The organism is Chryseobacterium sp. CBSDS_008 (assembly GCF_049959325.1).
Taxonomy (GTDB): Bacteria; Bacteroidota; Bacteroidia; order Flavobacteriales; family Weeksellaceae; genus Chryseobacterium.
Genome location: NZ_CP188202.1, coordinates 2,029,934 through 2,052,700 on the forward strand (window position 1 = coordinate 2,029,934; position 22,767 = coordinate 2,052,700).

Genomic DNA, 22,767 nt, shown 5'->3' on the forward strand with positions numbered 1-22,767 from the left:
GTAACAATCTGGCATCTGAAGTATAAAAATAAAGCCGGCAATCTGCCGGCTCTGTCTGTTTATTTATAGTTTTCAATTGCTTTATTGATCACATCAATCTGTTTGTTAATGCTTGCCGCATTTTGTGGATTCTGCTTCAGCAGTTCCATTTTTTTACTTAAGCCATCTTTCAGCATCTGAACCATCATCATTTTTGCCTGTGGATTATCTGCCATCTGATTTTTGGCATATCCTGCTATTTTCGTGATGCTTTCTGTTGCTTTCAGATTATCAGAAGTCATGATCCAGTTGAAACCGTCTTCTGCCGCTTTTCCTAATTCCGGATTCTGGAATTTAATAAACGGATAAAAAGCCGCAAGAGGAGCAATATTTTCTATCTGGGATGCAATTTTGTTCTTCACAATAATTGGGAGCAATTGTGCCTGCAGCGCATCTGAAGCGCCTTTCATATCAATTTTATCAGCCAGCGTGTTGGCTCTTGACGGGTCAATGGAAAGAAGTGCACTCATTGAACTTCCTTTCACAGCATTGGAAACGGCATTCACACCTTTTTCAAATAATGGAAGGTATTTTTTGTCTTTTGTCTTTCCTAAGGCGGTAATAGCGGCAGCCTGCGTCAAGGTTTTAGGATCATTGGAAGCCAGTTTTTCAACTTCACTGCCCAGCGCTTTCATTTGATCAGGATTGGTAAGATCTATTAAATTTAAGGCTTTTATCCTTACCCTAAAGAAAGGATCTTTCAGGGCCGCAGCTAATAATTTTACCGCAGCAGGACTTTTTCCAGCCTGATCTTTGATTCCGGTTAAAGCCTGGTACCTGCTTTTAAATTCCTTAGAGTTTGTAAACTGCATCAGGTTCTGTTCCGGAGTTTTGGTGTCTGTAATATCTGCCAGTAAAACTCCATCGGCATTGATATTGATAAGATCCGGAGTCTTAGAGGTCTCAAAATTAAATGTATTTTTAGCTTCTGCATTTACCCAGACATTGTATCTTTTGGGTTTTCCGTTGTCATATACATCTATAGCCAAAGGAAATTCAAATGGCTTTTCCTGGGTTTGATTGATGGTAACTGTCACCTGCTTTTTCACAGGTTCAAACGTGGATGAGTAATTAATTTTAGGGTTTCCACTCCCAAAATACCACTGATTAAAGAACCAGTTTAAGTCTTTACCGGATACTTTTTCAAAAGACAGTCTCAGCTGATGAGCTTCTGCATTCTGATATTCGTTGGTTTTCAGATAGTCATTCATTCCGGCAAAAAAAGCATCATCACCAAGATAGTTTCTCAGCATGTTTAAAATTCCGCCTCCTTTCTGATAGGTTACCAGGTCAAAAACATCTTCACGGGATTCATAATTGAACCTTACCAGATTTTTATTAAAGTCAGATGGGTTGTGAATATATTGATTCACGTCGGTCATCAGGTGATAATCTGCCTGGTCTTTTCCGTATTTATATTCATTCCAAAGGTATTCGGAATAATTGGCGAAAGATTCGTTGACTGTAAGATTGCTCCAGCTTTCTGCTGTCACCAGATCTCCAAACCAGTGATGAAACAATTCGTGAGCAATGGTGTCTTCCCATGTATTTTCATCGATCAGCTGTCCCGGTTTCTGAAGGATATCACTTCCGTGAAGTGTTGCCGTGGTATTTTCCATCGCTCCGCTCACATAATCTCTTCCGGAAATCTGAGCATATTTTGCCCAGGGATATTCATAATTCAGTTTTTTGGAGAAAAAATCGATCATTTCCGGAGTATTTCCGTAGATCTGCTTGGCATAAGGCTCATATTCTTTTTCAATATAATAATCTACCGGAATGTTCTTCCATTTGTCTTTGACAATAGCATATTCTCCTACTCCCATAAAGAACAGGTAGGTAGAATGTCTTTTATCCATCACCCAATGATCGGTTCTGAGTCCGCTGGATTCTTTTTTTGAGTCTTTCAGCAGTCCATTGGAAAGGGTTACATACTTATCAGGAACTGTCATATAGATTTCCTGTGTGGTCTTTTGATTGGGTTTATCAATAGTGGGAAACCATGCGGAAGACGATTCTGTTTCTCCCTGCGTCCAGATTTGTGTCGGCATATCAGGATCTGTTCCCTGAGGATTGATAAAATAAAGTCCTTTTGCATCATTGATTGCCATGCTTCCCTGCTGTTTTACCTCATTAGGGCGGGATGTGTACTTGATATAAACTGTATAATCCTGGTTTCTCTGGTATGTTTTATCCAGAGTGATTTTTAGAATATCGTCTTTGTATTCATATTTTAAAGGAGACTTTTTACCATTATTATCAAGAGCCACTTCATGAATGAGCATTCCTTTCGCATCCAGTGTCAGCTCGTTCGCAGCATAAAAATATGGTGAGGCGGTAAGCCATTCTTCCCCGTTCATCTGCTCTTTCTGATAATCGAAATTTACTTTCAGCTTGGTGTGTTTAAGTTCCGTTACTTTGGCAGGGGTAGCTCTGTATACTTTTTCCCTTCCTGAAGTTTCAGTTTGTGCTGATACATTTGCGGAAAACAACATTCCGAGTATAGCAATTGACAAAATGGCCTTTCTCATTGGTCTACTTTATTATTTTTAGAATTATTTTTTTATGATGATATCAAAAATATCATTGACTAAAGTTTTATAGTCACCCGTTTTAAGCTGTTCCTTTGTTTTGGCAAAGGCTTTTTTGAGTTCGCTCTCCGGATTTTCATCATCCACTATTTCCGCCGAAGCTACTCCTTTCATCTGAAGTATCGCATTTTTCAGGGCTTCAATGTCTGCATTATTTTCTATATTGATTTTTAAATATTTCATGATTTAAACATTTGGAATTTGTAATCTGCAACTTTCTCATCTGTTCCAATAATTAATGAGCTGAAGTTGTTCTTTCAAATGTAAGAAACTATTGTCAAAAGAGAGTGTGCTGAAGTATTTATATTCTGATTTCCCAACTTGCGGGCACGGATAGTGCCATCTATTTATGTTAAAGTAATAGAAGTAAATACAAAAAACAAAGTGATATAAGAATATTAAATTGCTACAGGAGCTTTGATGCCGGGATGCGGATCGTAATTTTCTAAGGTAAAATCTTCGAAATTGAAATCAAAAATATCTTTAACCTCAGGATTAAGTTTCATCGTTGGAAGTGCTCTCGGCTCTCTTGCCAGCTGTCTGTTTACCTGCTCAAAGTGGTTATTGTAGATATGAACATCTCCGAAACTGTGAACATAATCCCCTACTTCCAGATTACAAACCTGTGCCACCATCATCAATAGCAGTGCATAGCTTGCAATATTAAACGGTACCCCAAGGAATACATCAGCACTTCTCTGATAAAGCTGCAAAGAAAGTTTACCATCCGCTACATAAAACTGGAATAAGGCGTGGCAGGGTGCCAAAGCCATGTTCGGGATTTCCGCTACATTCCATGCTGATACAATGAGTCTTCTGGAATCCGGATTCTTTTTAATCTGATCGATTACTTCTGTGATCTGGTCTACAATTTTTCCATCTGCACCATTCCAGCTTCTCCATTGAGCCCCGTAAACCGGTCCCAGATCTCCGTTTTCATCTGCCCATTCGTCCCAGATGCTTACGCCGTTATCTTTAAGGTATTTGATATTGGTGTCTCCTTTCAGGAACCAAAGCAATTCATAGATAATGGATTTTAAATGCACTTTTTTGGTGGTAACCAAAGGAAATCCTTTAGACAGATCATATCTCAGCTGATATCCGAACACACTTCTTGTCCCAGTGCCTGTTCTGTCGGTTTTATCAGTTCCGTTGTCTAAAATATGCTGTAAAAGATCCAGGTAGTTTTGCATTTTGAATGAGATTTTAAGTTTCAAATTTAGTAAAAAGCATCAAAAAAAGCACTCACTTTTATGAATGCTTTTTATAGGGGATATGTGTATTTTCTATTAAACAGCTGTATATCTGTGATCTAACAGATATTAATTTTACCATATATTTTCAATGGTCTGATGAATCATATTCACGGTGAATGTTTCTCCTGCTTTTTTGCCATACATCACTTTTACCAAAGGTGATTCTGCAGAGACAGTCATAATTTTCTGATTCTCAAAAACGATTTCGCCCATGGAAACAGCAATATAAAACAATCCTTTATTGGTTTTTACCAATGCTCCATTCTGAACTTTTTCCGAAGGATCAGATAATATCTTCTGCAAAACTGCCTGCTGATTCAATACTTCATTAAGCTGCCTTTGAAGATTATTAATTTCCTGCTGAAGCATTTCCCTGCCTGTTTCGTATTTATCACCCATGGAGCTTTTCGTATCGTTGTTGGAAGCCCGTGTTTCTGCAATAAGGTTTTCAAAATGCCGGATTTTGCCTGCAGCTTTTGTTTTAATGATATTGATTATTTCCTGTTTGTTCATTGCAATGGTAGATTTTTTATTGTGAATGGTAAAACCACCCCGTCAAAATCATAGATTTCGACACCCCTCCGGCGGAGGGGAATTGAGTACCTTTAAAGATTCTTCATTAAGATTTTACAGTTTAAGCCAGAAGTTAAGAGACTTTATTGTTTATTTTTCAAATACGGCATAATCAGAAACCTTGAAGCTGAAGTCTTTTCCATTGCTGAAATCTCTTTTGGTTTGATCAAAAACATTTCTGAACATTCCTGATACATGTTCGTCTTCAATGGAGAAATCAACAGGTTCTTTTGACATATTCAGGATGACCAATACTTCATCTTTTCCGTTTTTTCTTACAAAGGCCAGAATCTTATCGTTGGCTGTTGTATTGAGAAGATAGGTCGTCACGTGGGAATCTCCTCCTCTTAATGCAGGATTTGATGTTTTTAAATCTAATAATGTTTTATAGAAACCGGCTGCCTGGTACGTATTTGTCCATTTGATGGCATCTTTTTCGAAAAACTCCAGTCTTTTCATATTGGGAAGTTCCTGTCCTGAATATAATAATGGTACCCCATTCCATGTTGCGGAGAAGACGGCCATAGGTTTTGTGATTACGCCGTATTTTTCATATTCGGTACCATTCCATGAATTTTCATCGTGATTTGCTGTAAACCATGCCCTCATTGAAGCATCTCCGATATTGGAATATTGTCTCAGAAGATCCTTCAATTCCTGAAGAGGTTCATTTTTTTTATAATAATCTGCAGACTTGTGCATCCATTTCCATGAATAGCTGGCATCAAAAACTTTCCCGTACTCCGGACTTTCCAATTCATCAAATTCTCCCAACCAGAAAAGAGGTTTCACTTTTTCTACTTCGGGACGTGCCTGCTGCCAGAAATCTACTTCCACCCATGAAGCAAGATCACACCGGAAACCATCAATATTGGTTTCCTGCACCCAGAATTTCATGGCATCTATCATGGCTAGACGCATTTCCTGATTTTTATAATCCAATTCTATAATATCGTCCATTCCGGAAGCCATATGAAATTTACCATCCGGATCTTTCAGATAAAATTCGGGATGTGTTTTTGTCCATACATGATCCCAGCCTGTATGATTGGCCACCCAGTCTATGATTACTTTAAATCCTAATCTGTGGGCCTCATTCACCAAGTTTTTAAAATCCTGCAGGGTACCGAATTCAGGGTTAATGGAAGTATAATCTGATGCTGCATAAGGGCTTCCCAAGCTTCCTTTTTTATTCTGCTGGGCAATTGGGGTAATGGGCATAAACCAAAGTGTTTTTACACCCATAGATTTCAGGCGGGGCATTTCTTTCGCAAATGCTTTGAAAGTTCCTTCCTGAGTATATTGTCTTATGTTTACTTCGTAGATATTTGTATTATGTTTCCAATCTTTTGGCAGTTCTGTCATCTTCCGGATATTTTTTTGAGTGGTACAGGAAACAATTCCCAGACCAATTACAGCTAACAAAATTAATTTTTTCATTAAACTATTTTTAACAAAAATAAGGATTGTTTTTGGAGAGAAGAGGTAAAAGGGTAAAATTATAAAAGTAAATAAGCAAAATTGCTAAAGGGAAATATAAGGGTGGATTATTTACACCTTGTCACCATAAAAAAGCCCCGGATCAAAACCCGGGGCACTATATTTTTGTTGACTATCTTTCGTCATCATTATCATCTTCATCAAAAACATCATCATCGTAGTCTTCCTCTTCATCATCATCGAAGCTGTCGTCTTCATCTGAAAAGTTTCCGCCAGCCACGAAATCTTCATCAAAACCGAACTCATCATCTACCAATGGCATTGCTGATTTCTTTTTGCCGCCTGCAGTTCCGTTTTTGCTGGGAGCCTTCAATGGAACTTTTCCAAATCTGTATACGGTGATCGGGTAATTAACGCCTTTTGTTTCTTCAATTACCTCTACGAGCTCACAGAAGAATTCCCAAAGATCAAGAAGTCCGTATTGAAACTGTGCTTTGTCTCCTACATTTTCAAAAGCTTCATCAATGTAAACATCTGACATAATCTCACCATCACCATCATCACTCATATCTTCCAATGGGACACTTTTTACGATCGTTCCGTCATCTTCCAGCAGATTAAAGGTAGAAAGCTCATCTCCCTGCAGACTGAATGCACTTTTAATTCCTAAATGTAAGTTCCATAACGTTTGTTTTCCCTTAACTTCAATATCACGGAAAATATCCTCTTTCGCATCTAATATTACGCGGATTTTGTAAACCATATCAGTTTCTTAAATTACTTTTTGCCTTTATAATTATGATAAATCTCTGTTGCAAATATATAATAAATGACATGTGACAAAAAAATATTTCAGGATTTTTTAAATTATTTTTTTTTCATACATTTTGCCGGAATTATTTACTTTTCTCAAGCATAAAACTGAATTTTGTACCTTCAAGGTAAACGCTTTCTACGGTAATATTTTCGTTATGTGCTTCAAGGATGTGTTTTACGATCGCCAGGCCAAGTCCGGAGCCGCCTTCTCTTCTGCTTCTGCTGGTTTCCACCCGATAAAATCTTTCGAAGATCCTGGGAAGAATTTCAGATTTGATTCCCATTCCGTTGTCTATCACTTCTATCAGTACTTTATTTTTCAGGACACTGGTTTTTACGATCACTTTTGCTTCCTGTCTGTTGGCATAATGAATGGCATTGGAAATAAGATTAATAAAAACCTGGGAAATTTTCTGTTTATCAGCTTCCACAAAAATCTGTGGATGAAGGGTCTGTATCTGTAATGTTGTATTTCGTTTTTCAGCTTCAAGATCCAGAAGGTCGAAGATTTCCTTGATCAGAAGGTTGACATCGAATTTTGAAACGGTAAGATTGATTTCGCCTGCTTCCAGCCTGTTGATCATATCCAGATCTGTCACAATGGCAATAAGCCTCTCTACCGATTTATCTATTCTTTCCAGGTATTTATCCCGGATCGTAAGGTTGTCTACACCGCCGTCTCTTAAGGTTTCTACATATCCCTGAATAGAAAACAAAGGAGTTTTCAGCTCATGGGAAACATTTCCGATGTATTCTTTACGGTAGCTTTCCATCTCTTTCATCATATCAATTTCTGATACCTGCTGCTGATTGAGATCTGAAAATCTTTCTCCTAATTCTTTGATGGTGATATTTTCGTCATGATTCTGCACGATTTCCTGCGGAAGAAACCCGGAAAGACCTTTTACCTGTTTTCTGCTGTAGTAATTAAAAAGAAGTTCCAATACCACACAGTTAATCAGAAAGATCAGGACAATACAGATGAAAAGACCCGTTTTGAATAAAGGGGTCTCATAATAGATATCTTTCAGTGAATCGAATACGACTACTAAAAGGAACATTACCAGTGTCAGCAGACAGGAGGCAACGAGGGTAAGTCTGTAAAATTTCAATTTTACAACGTTTTAATGATTGAACGTAAAGTTAAGATTTTTAAATAATTAAACGATCAGTTTATACCCAATCCCTTTTAATGTCTGAATCGTATTGATTCCCAGTTTTTCTCTTAACCTTCTGATATGAACATCAATGGTTCTCTCTCCTACAATCACATCATTACCCCAGACTTTCTCCAGGATCTCTTCTCTTTTGAAAACCTTTTCAGTATTGGAAGCCAAAAGGTAAAGCAAATCAAACTCTTTTTTAGGAAGAAGAAATTGCTGCCCGCTTTTGGAAACTCTGAAGTTATCTTTGTCGATAATAAGGTCTCCGATTTCGATAAGTTTAGCATTGTCAGAAACCTGAGAGGTTAATTGTAGTAATGCATTTACTTTAGAGATAAGGATTTTCGGTTTGATCAGTTTTACGATGTAATCATTGGCACCTGCCTGAAAACCTGCTAACTGAGAAAATTCTTCGCTTCTTGCAGAAAGGAACACAATAAGTGTTTTCTGAAGTTCTTTCACTTTACGAAGCTCCTGACAGGTTTCTATACCATCTTTTTCAGGCATCATGACATCTAATAAGATAAGGTCCGGAACAATCTCCTTTGCTTTTTCTATACCTTCATTACCATTGGTAGCTGTATAGATATCATACCCCTCCTTTTCCAAATTGTAAGACAGAATCTCTAAAATGTCCAGTTCATCGTCTATTAAAAGAATTTTTTTGCTCATCTTCTAGTTTAAGAATTCCCACAAAATTAATTATTTCCATTGATTTCATCTATCCGTCAAATGTTAACTAATTATTAAAAAATCACATTTGAACCACAAATTATAAAATCCATAAAAAAATTAAATAATAAATACACATCAATCAAATATAAGGAATAATATTTAATATTAAAACAATAATTATAATTATATAAATAAAACTTTGATAACTATAAAAACCACTCATCCGTTAATGCAAACTTCACAATTAATTAAGATTATCCTAAAGTTTTCCTAAAAACTTAGCCCTTATTTTGCCCTTGAAAAAGAAGTAAAAGAAGTAAAATGAAAAAACAACTCCACAAGAGCATCATGCTGCTTGCCTTGTTTTCTGCTGGCTATGCTTTTGCACAAAGCCAGATTTTGGAAGGTAGGGTATTGGACGAGAAAGATAATACTCCTATAGAAGGGGTAAAAGTAAAAGTAAATGACCAGGAAGTAACTACTGACATTTCCGGATACTATTCTATCAACCTTTCACCGGGTACCAATTACATTGTAACGGTAAGCTCCAACGGATATAACAGAAAAGAGATCAGTGAGGTAATTGTCAAAAATGAAGGTAACACTCATCTTGATATCGTTCTGGATAAGCCCTCTACCAAAGAAAAAGAAATTGAGGGAGTTGTCATAAAATCAAACGCTAGAAAAGAAACCATAGCCTCTACCATCGGTTTACAGAAGAATGCCGGTGTAGTTTCCCAGGTTATCGGGGTCGAAGCTATTAAAAGAAGTCCGGACAGAAACACGGGTGAAGTTCTGAAAAGAGTTTCCGGAGTGAGTTTATTTGACGGAAAATATATTGTCGTAAGAGGTTTGTCTGACCGTTACAACCAGGCGATGCTGAATGGTATTCAGTTATCCAGTACAGAGCCTGACAGAAAGACCTTTTCTTTTGACCTTTTCCCTGCTAATGTTATCGAAACCCTTGTGATCAACAAAACTTTCATTCCTGAATATACCGGAGAATGGGGAGGTGCACTGATTCAGGTAAATACGAAAGATATTCCTAATAAAAATTTCTTCAATGTACAGGTAGGTGTAGGAGGAAACACAGCGACTATGGGTCAGGAATTCCATATGCAGAAAGGCGGAAAATGGGATTTCTTAGGTATTGATGATGGTTATAGAAAACTTCCTGCCAATATGCCTGCAAAAAATGCGTTCAGTATTCTTACTGAAGGTCAGAAAACAGAAATTGGTAAAGGATATACAAAGAATTTAGGATACAACAGTATCGGTTATCCTGAAAACCTAAGTTTACAGTTAGACGGAGGGTTTAATACCAAAGTATTCGGAAAAGACTTAGGGGTAATTGCAGTTTTAAACTACAGTAACAACAAAAGAAGAACTGAGTCTACCAACCGCTTCTTTACCATCAACAACCAGCTTGCTGATACCAACTTCGATTATTTTACAGAAAAATACAGCAATGATATTATTTTAGGAGGGATGTTGAACCTTTCTTTAAAGCTGAACAACAACAACAAAATTTCTCTAAAGAATATCATCACCAACAATACGGTGAACCACATGTCTTTCAGAACAGGAAAGGACTTTGAATTTGATCCGATCAACGGAACAAATATCATGGCAAGGGAAATTGGATTTAAAGAAACTACTTTCTATAACTCAACCCTTTCCGGAACTCACAAAATTGAAGCTCTTGGCGGACTGACCGTAAACTGGTACGGAAGCTTCGGGATTCTGGATCAGTATATTCCTTTGCTACAGCGTCTGCAGTATAACCAATATACCAACATGCCGGGAAGCCCTTATTTAGCATTGATTTCTAATGGTCTTTCTCAAAAGTCAGGAAGTGTATTCTACTCTACGCTAAGCGACTATTTATATAATGCAGGAGGTGATGTATCCAAAACATTTACCATGTTTGGACAAAAGCAAACCATCAAAGGAGGTTATTTATTCCAGGTAAAAGACAGAATATATAATTCAAGACCTTTTTCTGTAAGGCTTGAAAACTTCAACCAGGGATTACTTTCCCAGCCTTTTGAAACCATTTTCAATCCAGGAAACTTCGGAGGTAATGGTGGGTTTACATTTGATGAAATTGCAGGAAACCAGTACAGATATATTGCGAATACGATCCTTAACGCAGGATATTTACAGTTTGACAATAACTTTACACCATGGTTAAGAGCAGTTTGGGGATTAAGAGTGGAGAACTTTGACCAATTGGTAGGGAGCACGAAGAAAAGTGATGACCGTTTTGTCAACACACGTGTTACTGACTTCTTGCCTGCCGTCAACTTAACATTCAAGGTAAATCCTAAAATGAATATCCGTCTTGCAGGTTCTCAGACTGTTGTAAGACCGGAATTCAGAGAGGTTTCTCCTTTGGCATATTATGATTTTGACCTTGGCGCAACCGTAATTGGTAACAAATCTATTGAAAGAACTAAAATTACCAGTGCCGACCTTCGTTGGGAATATTATCCAAGAAACGGAGAAATTATATCCGTGGCAGGTTTCTATAAAAACTTCAAAAAACCTATCGAATTATACTTTAATCAATCAGGGGTAGGAACCAGTAACACCTTCAATTACCTTAACGTAGACAAAGCTGATGCTTACGGAGTAGAAGTGGAAGCCAGAAAAAAACTGGATTTTGTAAGTGCTCTTAAAAACTTTACGCTGGGTGGAAACGTAGCATTGATTAAAAACAGAGTAACAGACGAAGCTACGAAAATTGACAGACCAATGCAGGGGCAGTCTCCATATACTGTAAACGTAAGTCTTCAGTATGACACTGAAAAATCAGGATGGTCTTCCACCGTATTATTCAATATGATCGGAAGAAGAATCCTTTATGTAGGAAATGATCAGGTTCCACCAATCTGGGAAGCACCGAGACCTCTTTTAGACTTCCAGCTTGCTAAAAAATTATGGAGCAACAAGGGAGAAATCAAGCTGAATGTTTCAGATATCCTGAACCGCCGTGCTAAATTCTACCATGACCTGAACGACAACGGCAAGTATGACAGCAAAGATGCTCTTGCTATTGAAAGACTTACAGGAACCAATATCAGTTTAACACTGGGATACAATTTTTAATTCACTCAACAAATAATCTAATAAATAATTTAATTCTTTATAACATGAAAAAGTTCGTTTTATATTCTTTAATGCTTGGCGCTCTAGTATCAACTACCGCATGTAGAAATATAGAAGAAGATGGGCCTACCATTATTCAAAATGGAGGTAACGGAAACGGAGAAACTGAAAACCTTATTCTTTCAGGAAAAATCACTTCCAGCATTACGCTTAAAGCAAATAAAATCTATAAGCTGAGAGGACTGGTATATGTAACTAACGGAGCCACTTTAACTATCGAGCCAGGAACAAAGATCGTAGGTGAAGCAGATAAAAACGGAGCTTTGATCATTACAAGAGGAAGCAAAATCATGGCGGAAGGAACTGCTGCCAACCCTATTATCTTCACTTCTGAAAAACCAAGTCCTAAAAGAGGAGACTGGGCAGGGGTAGTCATCCTAGGAAATGCTCCTACCAATGCATCTTTCGGAGGAGCAAACGGAGTTGGAGAAATTGAAGGAGGGATCAACAACTCTGAAGGTCTTGGACTTTATGGTGGAACTAACGCAGCTGACAACAGTGGTGTATTAAAATATGTAAGAATAGAATATGCAGGATATGCATTCTTACCGGATAAAGAGATTAACGGACTTACGTTCGGCGGTGTAGGTAACGGAACTACAGTAGATTACGTAGAAGTTGCTTACGCTAATGACGATAGCTTTGAGTGGTTCGGAGGAACGGTAAACTGTTCTCACCTTATTTCTTACAAAGGCCTTGATGATGATTTCGATACGGATAACGGTTTCTCAGGAAATATACAGTTTGGTATCGGCGTAAGAGATTCTCAGGTAGCGGACGTTTCAGGTTCTAATGCATTTGAATCTGATAATGATGCCAACGGTTCTACTTTGACACCGCAGACATCCGCTACATTCTCTAACATGACGATTATCGGACCAATCAACTCTGCGGCTCCAGGATCTATCAACGCGTTATTCCAGAATGCATTACAGATCAGAAGAAACTCTTCTATCTCAGTATTCAACTCTGTATTTACAGGATTCCCTGTTGGTTTATTCATTGATGCTACCAAAGGTTCTCCTACAGATAACAATATTGTAGGTAATAAACTGTTCTTTGAAAACAACGTTATAGCAGGAAGCCCAACTCCTTTAAAATTCGGACCATCTACTTCTACTCCGACAACATATACATTAAACGATCTTACAACATGGTTTAATGCTAAAGGAAACACCATCCTTGCTTCTACTGCTGATGTAAAACTTGCCGGTGCATGGGCTCCTGCAGGAACTACACCAAACTTCACTCCTAGTGCAGGTTCACCATTATTAACCGGAGGAGCATTTACTAATCCTAAACTGGCTACCTGGTTTACACAGGTAACTTATAGAGGTGCTGTAAAAGACGCTACGGATACCTGGTATGCAGGATGGACAAACTTCAACTTATAACATCACATAAGATATAAGTACTTAGATTTAATTTCAAATAGAAGGCCTTCGGAAACATTTTCCGGGGGCTTTTTTTATTGTTATTATTGAATATTACAAATATTAGGAATTCTGAATATGAATAGATGTTCACATTGTAAAAACAGAAAAAGGAATATGAACAGTAATTTTTTAAATTGACTATGGGTTTTTATTGATAAGCTTTGCTAAAGACGGCCGAATGTAGTATTTATTAAGGGTAAACGGACTAAAGCCCGTTCCTATTGAATATAAGAAATCATAAAATTGATATTATATCACAAATTCCCAAATCACGCATCTCGAAACTCGCACCCCGAATCAAAAAAATAAGGCCCCGTATCGCGAAAACTCGAAACCTAATCCACAAAAAAGCCACCAGGAAAATTCCCGATGGCAGTTACAAAAAACAAGTATATAAAAAAATATATTTCAGATTAAATTCTCCAGAACAAATTCCCGTCATTCATCAGGGCTTTTATTTCGGACATCCTGGAAACGGCTTCTGCAGAACATGAAGCATCTGCAAGAATAACGGCGGCTTCATCACCGGCTTTCGGCCACTGCTGATTTCCTTTTTCATCCAGCGGAAGAATACTCTGAGTCGCAAACTGTAAAGTTCTTGATAAAGCATATTCTGTGGCATAACCGTACAGTTCAGCAATCAGATTGGCTTTCTGCAGCATACTTCCGGATCCGAAAGTACTCCAGTAGTCCTGCACATTATCATTTCCTATCAATACATTAACTCCATATTTTTTCAGGGTTGGAATGGGCATTACCTTCCCTTTAAAAGGTACAGAAGAAGCGATTCCCACTTTTCCTGCAGCCAGTCTTTCCGCAATCTGTTCTGTTTCTTTTGGTGAAAGATGCGCTAAGGCAAATGCATGGCTTATAAATGTTTTTCCCTGCAGTGCCGGGTTTTCGATCGCTTTATCAATCAGATAATTAATTGTTTTCATTCCGGAATCTCCTGTTTCGTGCAGGTGAATATCAATTCCTTTATTGTGATCTAAAGCCAGCTGAACAGTAAAATCCATTACCTTTTCAATGCTTCCGTCAATACTTAATGGATCCAATCCACCAATAAATCCTACACTTTTCAATTGGGCTGCTTCTTTCATCAACGAAGCAGATTCCGTATAATAAACTCCATGCTGCGGGAAAGCTACCAGTTCAGCTTTGAAAGAATCTTTTTTATTTTCAAGAGCCTGTTCCAGATTTTCCAGAGATTTCAATCCAGAGGTAGGATCAATATTGAAATGGGTTCTCACGAAATGAGTTCCGTAATGCTGCAGCAGACTGATCAGCTGTTCTGCCCTGCTTACTGAAGTTTTCAGCAGTTTGGGAATGATTTCCTGTTCATAGGCAATCATATCTTTCACTGTTCTTCTTTTCGGAGAAAGGGCCTGCCATGGAAGGCCGTATAATGTTTTATCCAGATGAATGTGCATATCCCTGAATGCCGGAAGCATCAGATGTCCTTTAGCATCTATTGCATTAGAAGCCGGGTCGTTTGCTTTTACTGTTTTTATTTTTCCGTCTTCAATTTCAATGCTGAAAAGATCAGTTTTTGTTCCGGTAACTTCTTCATTTTCGTATTCAAAGCCTGTTTCCAGGCGGACATTTTTAAGGGAATATTTTCCTTTTGCAGTTAATTGATAGGGAAATTGCATGATTTTAAATTTAACAATACAAAATTAGCCGGCTTGAAGATAAAACCGGTGTATCAATTATGTCTTGTTTTGTACAGATTATTCTTTGAATTGGGAAGGTGTCATTCCCGTCTGTACTTTAAAGAATTTGGAAAAGCTGGCATGATCGTAGAAACCGAGATCATACACAATATCTTTTACCGACATTTCGGAAACTTTTAAAAGCCTTTTTGCCTCCAGTAAAATACGGTCCTGAATAAGCGATGAAGCCGAAGCATTGAGATTTTTTTTGCAGACAATATTCAGATAATTGGCAGAGATATTCAGTTTATCTGCATAGAAAGAAACGGATCTTTCTGTTTTAAAATGCTCATCAATAAGATTTAGGAATTTTGAAATAATAGGATTTGAGTTATAGACTTCAAAATCTTTAAAAGCGCCTTCCACAGATTTACTTACCAGCAAACCAATGAGTTCACTTCTTTTCTGAATCAGTTCCCAAAATACTTTTTCTCCGTTCAGTTCCTTCTGAATAGCCTGGAATTCATATAGAAAAGTTTCAAAAACTTCTTTGGAAAGATTGATTACCGGATGATTCTGGTAATAGGAGGCGGAAAATCTTAACGAAGGCAGAAAACTTTCAAACCAATCTCTGCTGATCATGAGCTGATAACCGATGGTTTCCTTTTCAATCACCCATTGGTGTACCTGATCCGGAAAAACAAGGTGAATCTGGTAGTCTTTTACCTGGTATTCTGTAAAGTCTATGGTATGTGAGCCCAGTCCGCGTTCAAAAAGATTGATGATAAAGAAATCATGCTTGTGAGGATCATCAATGGAACGCGCCCCCGAAAGTTCATTGAACAGCAAATTACAGCCTTTCAGCTGATTTTCACTAAATTCCTGAATTCCTAAAATAGGAAAATGATCCGTATGGTTACTCACTCTGCCTGATTTTCTCCTAAAATTACTAAAATTTATGAGAGAAAAACTAAAATAACCACAAAAGGAACAAAAGTTTTACCTTCACCACACTTCCTTCACTTTCTATCTGCATTCAGCGGCTGTCTCTGGAAATTATGAAAAAACTCCAGCCTTTTTGCCGTAAAGCTTTCATACCCTTTGTGGTTAAAAAACACAACTAAAATATATTAATTTATTTAATCAATTTTATTTTGCATTAAAAGACAATATTTCCATCATGTACCAATGATTCTACGTCTGAAATTCTTGACACCGCTTCTGCTGAACAGCTTGCGTTTATCAGTACAAAATCTGCTTTATCTCCTGACTTCGGCCATTGCTGAGTACCTTTATCATCCAGTGGAAGAACATTTCCTGTAGCCAGCTTTAAACTTCTTGACAATAAAAACTCCGTGGAATATCCGTACAGCTGAGCCATTAAGTTAGCTTTCTGAAGTACACTTCCTGTTCCGAAGGTATTCCAGTGATCCACAATACTGTCATTTCCGGTGAGAACGGTTACATTATGTTTGTAAAGCGTTGGTATAGGCATAATCATTCTGCCGAAAGGGATTGTAGAAACAATTCCGATCTGTGCTTCAGCCAATTTTTCAGCAATTTCTTCCTGTTTTGCAGATTCTAATTTTGCCAGGATAAAGCAATGGCTTAAGTAAGTCTTCCCTTTCAGAGCAGGATTTTCATTTACTTTTTTAATAAGGTATTCTACCGTCTTCAATCCGGAATCTCCTGTTTCATGCAGGTGGATATCTATTCCTTTTTTATGATCTAAAGCAAGCTGAACAGTGAAATCTACTACCTTTTCAATGTTTCCATCAACGTTGAACGGGTCTACTCCTCCGATAAAATCAATATCCATCTTTGCTGCTTCTTTCAGATAGGGCACTGAATCTGTGTAAAACACGCCATGCTGCGGAAAGGCAACCAATTCTGCTCCAAAACCTTGTTTTTTATTCTCTAAGGCTTTCTGCAGATTTTTTAATGACTGAAGTTTTGAAGTCGGTTCAATATTCACGTGGCTTCTTGCATAGGAAGTTCCTTTCGACTGCAGCAGCTCAATCAGCTTTTCAGCTTTAAAGGTTGAATTCTTCAGCATCTCAGGAAGCATTTTCTGTTCCAGCTCTATCATTCCTTTGATCCCTCCGGTTCTTTTTCTGACAGCCTGCCACTGATCTCCATAAAAGGTTTTATCAAGGTGAATATGCATATCCTTGAATGCAGGAAGCATCAACAATCCCTTTGCATCTACCGCTTTAGCGTTAGGCTGATTTGGACTAATCTTTACAATTTTCCCGTTTTCAATTTCTACATAGAACAGATCTGTTTTGGTAGAAGCTACTTCCCCATCCTGATATTCAAAACCTGTTTCCAGACGAACATTTTTAAGGCTCATTTTCCCTTTTGCGGAACTATTATTTTCATCCAGGAAAGGTGATGCAGTCATGATATTAGGTATTAAAGTTAATCCCGCTACAGCCAAGGCTGAATTCCGGATAAAATCTTTTCGGGAGATGGTATTGTCAGAGGTCTTCATTTCCAATCTATTTAAGACAAAATTAAAAAGAAGTCTGCTGAACAAAGTGTATGGTTTATTACAAAATCTGTATGATTTATGCTTTGTGAATATTCATGTTTCAGATAATCATTTTAAAAAGAAAATTTTCCCCCGCAGATCACACAGAATACACAGATTTTCAATATTGAAGTTATATCCTTGCATAAAAAAACCGGATCTAAAATCCGGTTTCATTTATTTTTATTTATTGGAATATTCAAATTTCCTTACAGCTTCCAGTGTCATATCAATCTCTTTATCTTTGATGGCATCACTGATGAAGTAGGTTTCATAACCGCTTGGTGGCAGGTACACTCCGTTTTGCAGCATCTGATGGAAGAAATTATTGAACAATGGATGATTAGCTTCCTGCGCTTCATCAAAGTTGGAAACGCTTTTGATATGGAAGAATACAGACATCATAGAACCTTTCCTGTTGATTCTATGGGCGATTCCTTTTTCATTTAAAATTTTTCCGATTTCAAAATCCAATGTTTCTGTCGTCTTCTCTAATCTGCTGAAAAATTCCGGATCGTTTTTAATAAGCTGAAGTGTTTTTAATCCGGCTCTCATTGCTAAGGGATTTCCACTTAATGTTCCTGCCTGGTAAACACCTCCTTTCGGTGCCAGGTGATCCATGATCTCATTTCTTCCTGCGAAAGCACCTACCGGAAGTCCGCCACCGATTACTTTTCCGTAAGTCACCAGATCTGCTTTTACATTGAAAAGTTCCTGGGCTCCTCCGAATGCCAGCCTGAAACCGGTCATTACCTCATCAAAGATTAATAAGGCCCCGTTTTCATCACAGATCTTTCTCAGGTTTTGTAAGAAATCATTTTCCGGAAGTACACAACCCATATTTCCGGCAACCGGCTCTATAATTACCGCTGCAATTTCTCCCTGATTGTGACGGAATAAATCTTCAACCTGTTCAAAATCGTTATAACGGGCCAATAAAGTATCTTTAGCTGTACCAGCGGTTACTCCTGGAGAATTTGGATTTCCGAATGTGGCAGCACCACTTCCTGCTTTGATCAGAAATGAATCGGAATGTCCGTGATAACAGCCTTCAAATTTTACAATTTTATCTCTTCCTGTATATCCTCTTGCCAGCCTGATTGCACTCATACAGGCTTCTGTACCTGAAGAAACCATTCTGATCTGGTCAATATTAGGGACATTTTCAACGATGAATTTTGCAATTTCTGTTTCCAGTTCTGTAGGTGCTCCGAAAGAGAATCCTTTCTCTGCCTGTATTTTCAGTTCTTCCAGTACTTCAGGATGTGTATGTCCTAAAATAGCCGGGCCCCATGAATTGATATAATCGATATACGTATTGTCATCTGCATCGGTAAGGTAAGCTCCTTTTGCCGATTTCATAAAAACAGGCACTCCTCCTACGGATTTGAATGCTCTTACCGGAGAGTTTACGCCTCCCGGAATGTATTTGTAGGCTTCATCAAATAAAGCCGAACTTCTTTGATACTTCATATATACTTGGTTGCTGCTGACAGCTGCTGGTTGGCATGTAACTGTCAACGATAGACTCTCAACAAAAAATTAAATTAGTTTCGTGGTTTTTTGTCTATTAAATAAATCAGCTGTCCTGCAGATGGCTGCTGTCCTTCATCCATCCTGTTTTTAGCATATAATTTATTTAATTTGATTCCGAATTTCTGAGCGATATCGTGCATATCTTCTCCATATTCTGCTTTATAGGTAGCTGTATTTCCTGTAGAGTTTTTGGATTCCAGGAAAACGATGTCATTTTTCTTTAAGGTTTCACCTTCCAATTCATTCCACTTTATCAGTCTGCTCTCGCTTACTTTGAATTTGTTGGCGATGAATTTCACATCGGTATCTTCAGGAATTACAATATACTTCAGCCCGTCATTCGGGTGGCTTTTGATAAGAATGGAATTAAGAATTTCAGCTTTCGTTTTAATTCTCTCCACTCTTTTTTGCTGCTGGGCGTAAGAAGTCTGTTTGTAAGGAACTTCTACGGTAACCGGCTCTTTAGCTTTTCTGGTGGCTTTTGAAGGTTCCAGCTGTGCCATGAAAGTTCTGTCGTCTTTCAGGTCCGGGTACATTTTGAGAACAGCATACAACACTTCATTGGAATTGGTATTGTCGTATTCGTATAGCTTATACTTTTCAATTTTGGTGATGAGAATGGATGCATAGCGTGGATTGGTAGCATAACCTGCTTTTTTTAAGCCAGTAGCCCACGCTCTGTAATCTTTCATATCCAGCTTGAAAAGGTTTGCGTAATATTTTCTGGTAGATAAGAAGATGGAATGGTCTTCATAAGACTGTCTTGGATCTTCATACACACGGAAGCATTCATTGGGTGCATCATCGGTATGTTTCATTGTTTTACCGGTCCAGTCTTCTTTACATTTTATACCGAAGTGGTTTTTACCTTCCAGTGCCAGTCTGCTCTGTCCTCCCCCGGTTTCCAATAATCCCTGGGCAAGGGTAATAGAAGCCGGAATTTTATATTTTTCCATTTCTTCTACGGCATATTTAGCAAACTTCTGAATATACTGATCTTCGGTTGCCCAAGTCTGGGCAGAAAATTTTGATAAAACTAAAAGGCTTATGGATAGGAAAAGTCTTTTCATGTTTTTCAATTTTACTTATATAATTAAATTTCTATTTTGTTTTTCCAACAGCAGATTGGCTCCCTCAATTCCCTGTAATCCACCAGTATGAAAGCACAAAATCTTACTGTTTTCAGGAAAATAATCATCTTCAATCAGTTCAAAAACCTTCTCCATCATTTTTCCTGTATAAACCGGTTCCAAAGGAATACCGTATCTTTCTTTGAAATCATTGATAAAACGGATGTTTCCATCATTTATTTTACCGTAACCTCCGAAACATGAATCTATTAGATGAAAATTATGTCTCAAAGTTAATTCAAAAATTTTATTTTCCAGTGAAGCATCGTCAACCGCTTTAAATCCTATAACTTTCTGATTGTCTTCACAAAATTTTGAAATTCCTGCAATAGTTCCACCGGTTCCCACTGCGGTGCAAAGATAGTCAAAATCTTTTGTTTGTGCGTTCAGCATCATTTTCACCCCTCCCACAGCTTCTTCATTGGTGCCTCCTTCCGGAACAATCAATGCCCTTGGGAACTCCTGCTGAAGGAATTCCGTAAGTTTTTCTTTGTGGCGGTATTCTTCGCGGGTGACAAATTTCAGGTTCATTCCGTTTCTTTTTGCAAAAAGTAAGGTTGGATTATCCCGCCATTTATGCTGCAGCTCTTCTCCTCTGATGATTCCCAATGTTGGAATACCTGCCAGACTGCCTGCTGCTGAAACTGCGGCTATATGATTGGAAAAAGCTCCACCAAAAGTAATAATATAGGGATTTTCAGGATTTTTTTCCAGATAGTGATTGACATTGTGAAACAGTTTCCAGTATTTGTTGCCGGAAATCAGCGGATGAATCAGGTCTTCCCTTTTAATGAAAAGCTTAACATTTTTATGAATGGGAATTTCCTGGATGGGAACAGCTTCTGTGGGAAGTTTTAACAGCATTTCAGTTTGGATGATTCAATGTTTTATTCTTTTGCAAAAATAGGAAAAGATTTAGTGTTGTAGTGATTTCAGATTTTTATGAATTGTAGTTCATTTGTTTTCTCCCGCAGATGACACGGATTTTCACGGATGATTTTTTAGTTTTAGCTAAAGCCGGATAAATGGTAATTTATTTGATAAGTGTAATTGTAAAGAATGTTGAAATCATAAGCTGAAATATAAAACACCAAAACCCGGATCCGAACACGAAACCCACACTTATCATTTTTCATTTCAAAGATATTTTCTGAAGCTCCAGAATTTTCTTTTCTTGAGATAATTCAGGCTCCTTTCATTAGCATAAGCTTCTCTTTCAAAGGAGATTCTTCTGTAAGCAAGGTAAGTGTCCTTGAGTTTGAAAAACCAGTAATAATATTCAATAATGTAGAAAATATAGAAGAAAATAATGAGCATTTCCAATTGTTGCCGCAAATGGATTTTTTCGTGATTGATCAATACATTATTTTCCTTATCTTCGGGTTTCCTAATGAAGATAAAGGGAAAGAGAGCAATACCATTAATTTTTAATTTTTTTAAAGGCTTTTGGCATACAATTATCATAGTAACAAATATAAAAAGTTTTTTGACTAGCATTTAACTTATGGCCCATTATGACATCAAAGAAGGTGAAGACTTCTACTATAATGAACAGGGGTACAAGGTTTTTACAGAAAAATTTCATCTGAAAAGAGGTCATTGCTGTAAAAGCGGCTGCAGACACTGTCCTTACGGGTACGATAAAAAGACTGATACATTCATTAAAAGTGATAAAAAAAATAAATAAAATGAAAAAATATATTTTTATTTTGTTGGCATCTGCTACATTAGGTTTAACTTCCTGTAGCCCTTTTCAGGTACGTTCAGACTATGCTGAAACCGCCAATTTCAATTCTTACAAAACCTATAAAATAAGAATTGATGATCTGAAACTGAATGATATTGATAAAGACAGAGTGCTGAATGAACTGTCCAGACAGCTTCAGAGCAAAGGACTTCAATCCGGAGAAAGCCCTGATCTGATTATCAACGTAAAAGCAAATCATAAAAAGGTTACCGATATCAATTCCTCTTCACCTTACGGAATGTGGGGATGGGGCGGACCATTCGGATGGGGCGTTGGAATGAACAGAACATGGACCACGAATTATAATGAAGGAGCACTGATTGTTGACCTTATTGATGCAAAAAGCAACAAATTGGTCTGGCAGGGTATCGGAAGCGGAATTTCTGTAGATTCTCCAAAAGCAAAACAGAGACAGATTCCTGAAATCATGGCTGAGATCATGAAAAATTATCCGCCACAAAGAAAATAAGATGTAAGTCATCCATTATATAGCCGGTACGTTTTGTATCGGCTTTTTTTATGGGAATAATAGATGTTTTTCTCACCGATTATACAGATTTGCAGAGTGAGGCTATCTCTCATTTATTTGATTATCAACAAGATTCTTCATACGTCAGAATGATAAAGTCAGATTACTTGACTTTTTGAGACAGCCACTTCTATTATTTAAGTTTTGGCTAAAGCCGAATGAAAACTATTTTACCTAAACCGGGCTAAAGCCCGGCCCTATTGAATATGAAATTATTTTTCCCACAGATAACACGGATTTGCACAGATTTTTTGGATTTTTATGGATTGGGAAACTTTTTTTGGCTAAAGCCGAATGAACGATTTGATCTTAAGCCGGGCTAAAGCCCAGTCTTATTCAATATAGAAATTATTTTTCCCACAGATAACACGGATTTGCACAGATTCTTTTTGGATTTTTATGGATTGGGAAACTTTTTTGGCTAAAGCCGAATGAAAAACTATTTTACCTAAACCGGGCTAAAGCCCAGTCTTATTCAAT

Annotated in this window: 19 protein-coding genes; 4 read left to right on the forward strand and 15 right to left on the reverse strand. The window is 37.6% G+C overall.

Annotation, left to right across the window (positions count from 1 at the left end; genetic code table 11):
• Positions 1-59: 59 nt before the first annotated feature.
• The 8 genes from ACP3T3_RS09035 to ACP3T3_RS09070 all read right to left on the reverse strand — a co-directional run bounded on the left by ACP3T3_RS09035 (position 60) and on the right by ACP3T3_RS09070 (position 8,550).
• Positions 60-2,570, reverse strand: coding sequence for a M1 family metallopeptidase (locus tag ACP3T3_RS09035; RefSeq protein WP_426479554.1), 2,511 nt, complete (start codon positions 2,568-2,570; stop codon positions 60-62).
• Between the two features lie 24 nt (positions 2,571-2,594).
• The gene (locus tag ACP3T3_RS09040) at positions 2,595-2,813 is read right to left on the reverse strand and encodes a hypothetical protein (RefSeq protein ID WP_426479555.1); all 219 of its coding nucleotides are present in this window, start codon (positions 2,811-2,813) and stop codon (positions 2,595-2,597) included.
• A gap of 215 nt (positions 2,814-3,028) precedes the next feature.
• Positions 3,029-3,823 (reverse strand): thymidylate synthase, encoded by a 795-nt coding sequence (locus ACP3T3_RS09045; RefSeq protein ID WP_426479556.1) that lies wholly within the window; start codon positions 3,821-3,823, stop codon positions 3,029-3,031.
• A gap of 135 nt (positions 3,824-3,958) precedes the next feature.
• Positions 3,959-4,399, reverse strand: a complete 441-nt coding sequence (locus ACP3T3_RS09050; protein WP_426479557.1) for a hypothetical protein — start codon at positions 4,397-4,399, stop codon at positions 3,959-3,961.
• Positions 4,400-4,549: 150 nt separating this feature from the next.
• Complete coding sequence (locus ACP3T3_RS09055) at positions 4,550-5,899, reverse strand: alpha-amylase family glycosyl hydrolase (protein ID WP_426479558.1); 1,350 nt, start codon at positions 5,897-5,899, stop codon at positions 4,550-4,552.
• 172 nt (positions 5,900-6,071) lie between these two features.
• Entirely contained in the window at positions 6,072-6,662 is a 591-nt protein-coding gene (locus ACP3T3_RS09060; RefSeq protein ID WP_426479559.1) for an IS1096 element passenger TnpR family protein, read from the reverse strand.
• Between the two features lie 133 nt (positions 6,663-6,795).
• On the reverse strand, positions 6,796-7,827 hold the full coding sequence (locus ACP3T3_RS09065; RefSeq protein WP_426479560.1) for a sensor histidine kinase: 1,032 nt from the start codon (positions 7,825-7,827) through the stop codon (positions 6,796-6,798).
• A 48-nt stretch (positions 7,828-7,875) separates the two neighbouring features.
• A complete protein-coding gene (locus ACP3T3_RS09070; protein ID WP_077418208.1) occupies positions 7,876-8,550 on the reverse strand; it encodes a response regulator in 675 nt (224 codons plus the stop codon).
• 324 nt (positions 8,551-8,874) lie between these two features.
• Between ACP3T3_RS09070 and ACP3T3_RS09075 the strand changes: the two genes are divergently transcribed.
• Both ACP3T3_RS09075 and ACP3T3_RS09080 read left to right on the forward strand, forming a co-directional pair.
• On the forward strand, positions 8,875-11,664 hold the full coding sequence (locus tag ACP3T3_RS09075) for a TonB-dependent receptor domain-containing protein (protein WP_426479561.1): 2,790 nt from the start codon (positions 8,875-8,877) through the stop codon (positions 11,662-11,664).
• 44 nt (positions 11,665-11,708) lie between these two features.
• Positions 11,709-13,118 (forward strand): hypothetical protein, encoded by a 1,410-nt coding sequence (locus ACP3T3_RS09080; protein WP_426479562.1) that lies wholly within the window; start codon positions 11,709-11,711, stop codon positions 13,116-13,118.
• Positions 13,119-13,573: 455 nt separating this feature from the next.
• Here ACP3T3_RS09080 and ACP3T3_RS09085 read toward each other — a convergent pair whose 3' ends face one another.
• From ACP3T3_RS09085 to ACP3T3_RS09115, 7 genes are all read right to left on the reverse strand, one after another.
• Positions 13,574-14,812 (reverse strand): amidohydrolase, encoded by a 1,239-nt coding sequence (locus ACP3T3_RS09085; RefSeq protein WP_426479563.1) that lies wholly within the window; start codon positions 14,810-14,812, stop codon positions 13,574-13,576.
• Between the two features lie 78 nt (positions 14,813-14,890).
• On the reverse strand, positions 14,891-15,736 hold the full coding sequence (locus ACP3T3_RS09090; RefSeq protein ID WP_426479564.1) for an AraC family transcriptional regulator: 846 nt from the start codon (positions 15,734-15,736) through the stop codon (positions 14,891-14,893).
• Between the two features lie 235 nt (positions 15,737-15,971).
• On the reverse strand, positions 15,972-17,306 hold the full coding sequence (locus ACP3T3_RS09095; RefSeq protein ID WP_426479565.1) for an amidohydrolase: 1,335 nt from the start codon (positions 17,304-17,306) through the stop codon (positions 15,972-15,974).
• A gap of 222 nt (positions 17,307-17,528) precedes the next feature.
• Complete coding sequence (gene hemL / locus ACP3T3_RS09100; RefSeq protein WP_426479566.1) at positions 17,529-18,818, reverse strand: glutamate-1-semialdehyde 2,1-aminomutase; 1,290 nt, start codon at positions 18,816-18,818, stop codon at positions 17,529-17,531.
• Between the two features lie 74 nt (positions 18,819-18,892).
• Positions 18,893-19,951 (reverse strand): glucosaminidase domain-containing protein, encoded by a 1,059-nt coding sequence (locus ACP3T3_RS09105; protein WP_426479567.1) that lies wholly within the window; start codon positions 19,949-19,951, stop codon positions 18,893-18,895.
• A 15-nt stretch (positions 19,952-19,966) separates the two neighbouring features.
• Positions 19,967-20,875: a 1-aminocyclopropane-1-carboxylate deaminase/D-cysteine desulfhydrase gene (locus tag ACP3T3_RS09110; protein WP_426479568.1), complete on the reverse strand. Its 909-nt coding sequence runs from the start codon at positions 20,873-20,875 to the stop codon at positions 19,967-19,969.
• Positions 20,876-21,148: 273 nt separating this feature from the next.
• Positions 21,149-21,475 (reverse strand): hypothetical protein, encoded by a 327-nt coding sequence (locus ACP3T3_RS09115; protein WP_426479569.1) that lies wholly within the window; start codon positions 21,473-21,475, stop codon positions 21,149-21,151.
• A gap of 40 nt (positions 21,476-21,515) precedes the next feature.
• On the opposite strand from ACP3T3_RS09115, the gene ACP3T3_RS09120 reads away from it, so the two are divergent.
• Positions 21,516-21,698, forward strand: a complete 183-nt coding sequence (locus ACP3T3_RS09120) for a DUF5522 domain-containing protein (RefSeq protein WP_047420972.1) — start codon at positions 21,516-21,518, stop codon at positions 21,696-21,698.
• 1 nt (position 21,699) lies between these two features.
• The gene (locus tag ACP3T3_RS09125) at positions 21,700-22,227 is read left to right on the forward strand and encodes a DUF4136 domain-containing protein (protein ID WP_426479570.1); all 528 of its coding nucleotides are present in this window, start codon (positions 21,700-21,702) and stop codon (positions 22,225-22,227) included.
• Positions 22,228-22,767: the final 540 nt, after the last annotated feature.

Bases quoted from the DNA above. Each gene is read 5' to 3' on its own strand.
- ACP3T3_RS09035 (WP_426479554.1), bottom strand. From the start codon at position 2,570: ATGAGAAAGGCCATTTTGTCAATTGCTATACTCGGAATGTTGTTTTCC.
- ACP3T3_RS09040 (WP_426479555.1), bottom strand. From the start codon at position 2,813: ATGAAATATTTAAAAATCAATATAGAAAATAATGCAGACATTGAAGCC.
- ACP3T3_RS09045 (WP_426479556.1), bottom strand. From the start codon at position 3,823: ATGCAAAACTACCTGGATCTTTTACAGCATATTTTAGACAACGGAACT.
- ACP3T3_RS09050 (WP_426479557.1), bottom strand. From the start codon at position 4,399: ATGAACAAACAGGAAATAATCAATATCATTAAAACAAAAGCTGCAGGC.
- ACP3T3_RS09055 (WP_426479558.1), bottom strand. From the start codon at position 5,899: ATGAAAAAATTAATTTTGTTAGCTGTAATTGGTCTGGGAATTGTTTCC.
- ACP3T3_RS09060 (WP_426479559.1), bottom strand. From the start codon at position 6,662: ATGGTTTACAAAATCCGCGTAATATTAGATGCGAAAGAGGATATTTTC.
- ACP3T3_RS09070 (WP_077418208.1), bottom strand. From the start codon at position 8,550: ATGAGCAAAAAAATTCTTTTAATAGACGATGAACTGGACATTTTAGAG.
- ACP3T3_RS09075 (WP_426479561.1), top strand. From the start codon at position 8,875: ATGAAAAAACAACTCCACAAGAGCATCATGCTGCTTGCCTTGTTTTCT.
- ACP3T3_RS09080 (WP_426479562.1), top strand. From the start codon at position 11,709: ATGAAAAAGTTCGTTTTATATTCTTTAATGCTTGGCGCTCTAGTATCA.
- ACP3T3_RS09085 (WP_426479563.1), bottom strand. From the start codon at position 14,812: ATGCAATTTCCCTATCAATTAACTGCAAAAGGAAAATATTCCCTTAAA.
- ACP3T3_RS09095 (WP_426479565.1), bottom strand. From the start codon at position 17,306: ATGAAGACCTCTGACAATACCATCTCCCGAAAAGATTTTATCCGGAAT.
- hemL (WP_426479566.1), bottom strand. From the start codon at position 18,818: ATGAAGTATCAAAGAAGTTCGGCTTTATTTGATGAAGCCTACAAATAC.
- ACP3T3_RS09105 (WP_426479567.1), bottom strand. From the start codon at position 19,951: ATGAAAAGACTTTTCCTATCCATAAGCCTTTTAGTTTTATCAAAATTT.
- ACP3T3_RS09110 (WP_426479568.1), bottom strand. From the start codon at position 20,875: ATGCTGTTAAAACTTCCCACAGAAGCTGTTCCCATCCAGGAAATTCCC.
- ACP3T3_RS09115 (WP_426479569.1), bottom strand. From the start codon at position 21,475: ATGATAATTGTATGCCAAAAGCCTTTAAAAAAATTAAAAATTAATGGT.
- ACP3T3_RS09120 (WP_047420972.1), top strand. From the start codon at position 21,516: ATGGCCCATTATGACATCAAAGAAGGTGAAGACTTCTACTATAATGAA.
- ACP3T3_RS09125 (WP_426479570.1), top strand. From the start codon at position 21,700: ATGAAAAAATATATTTTTATTTTGTTGGCATCTGCTACATTAGGTTTA.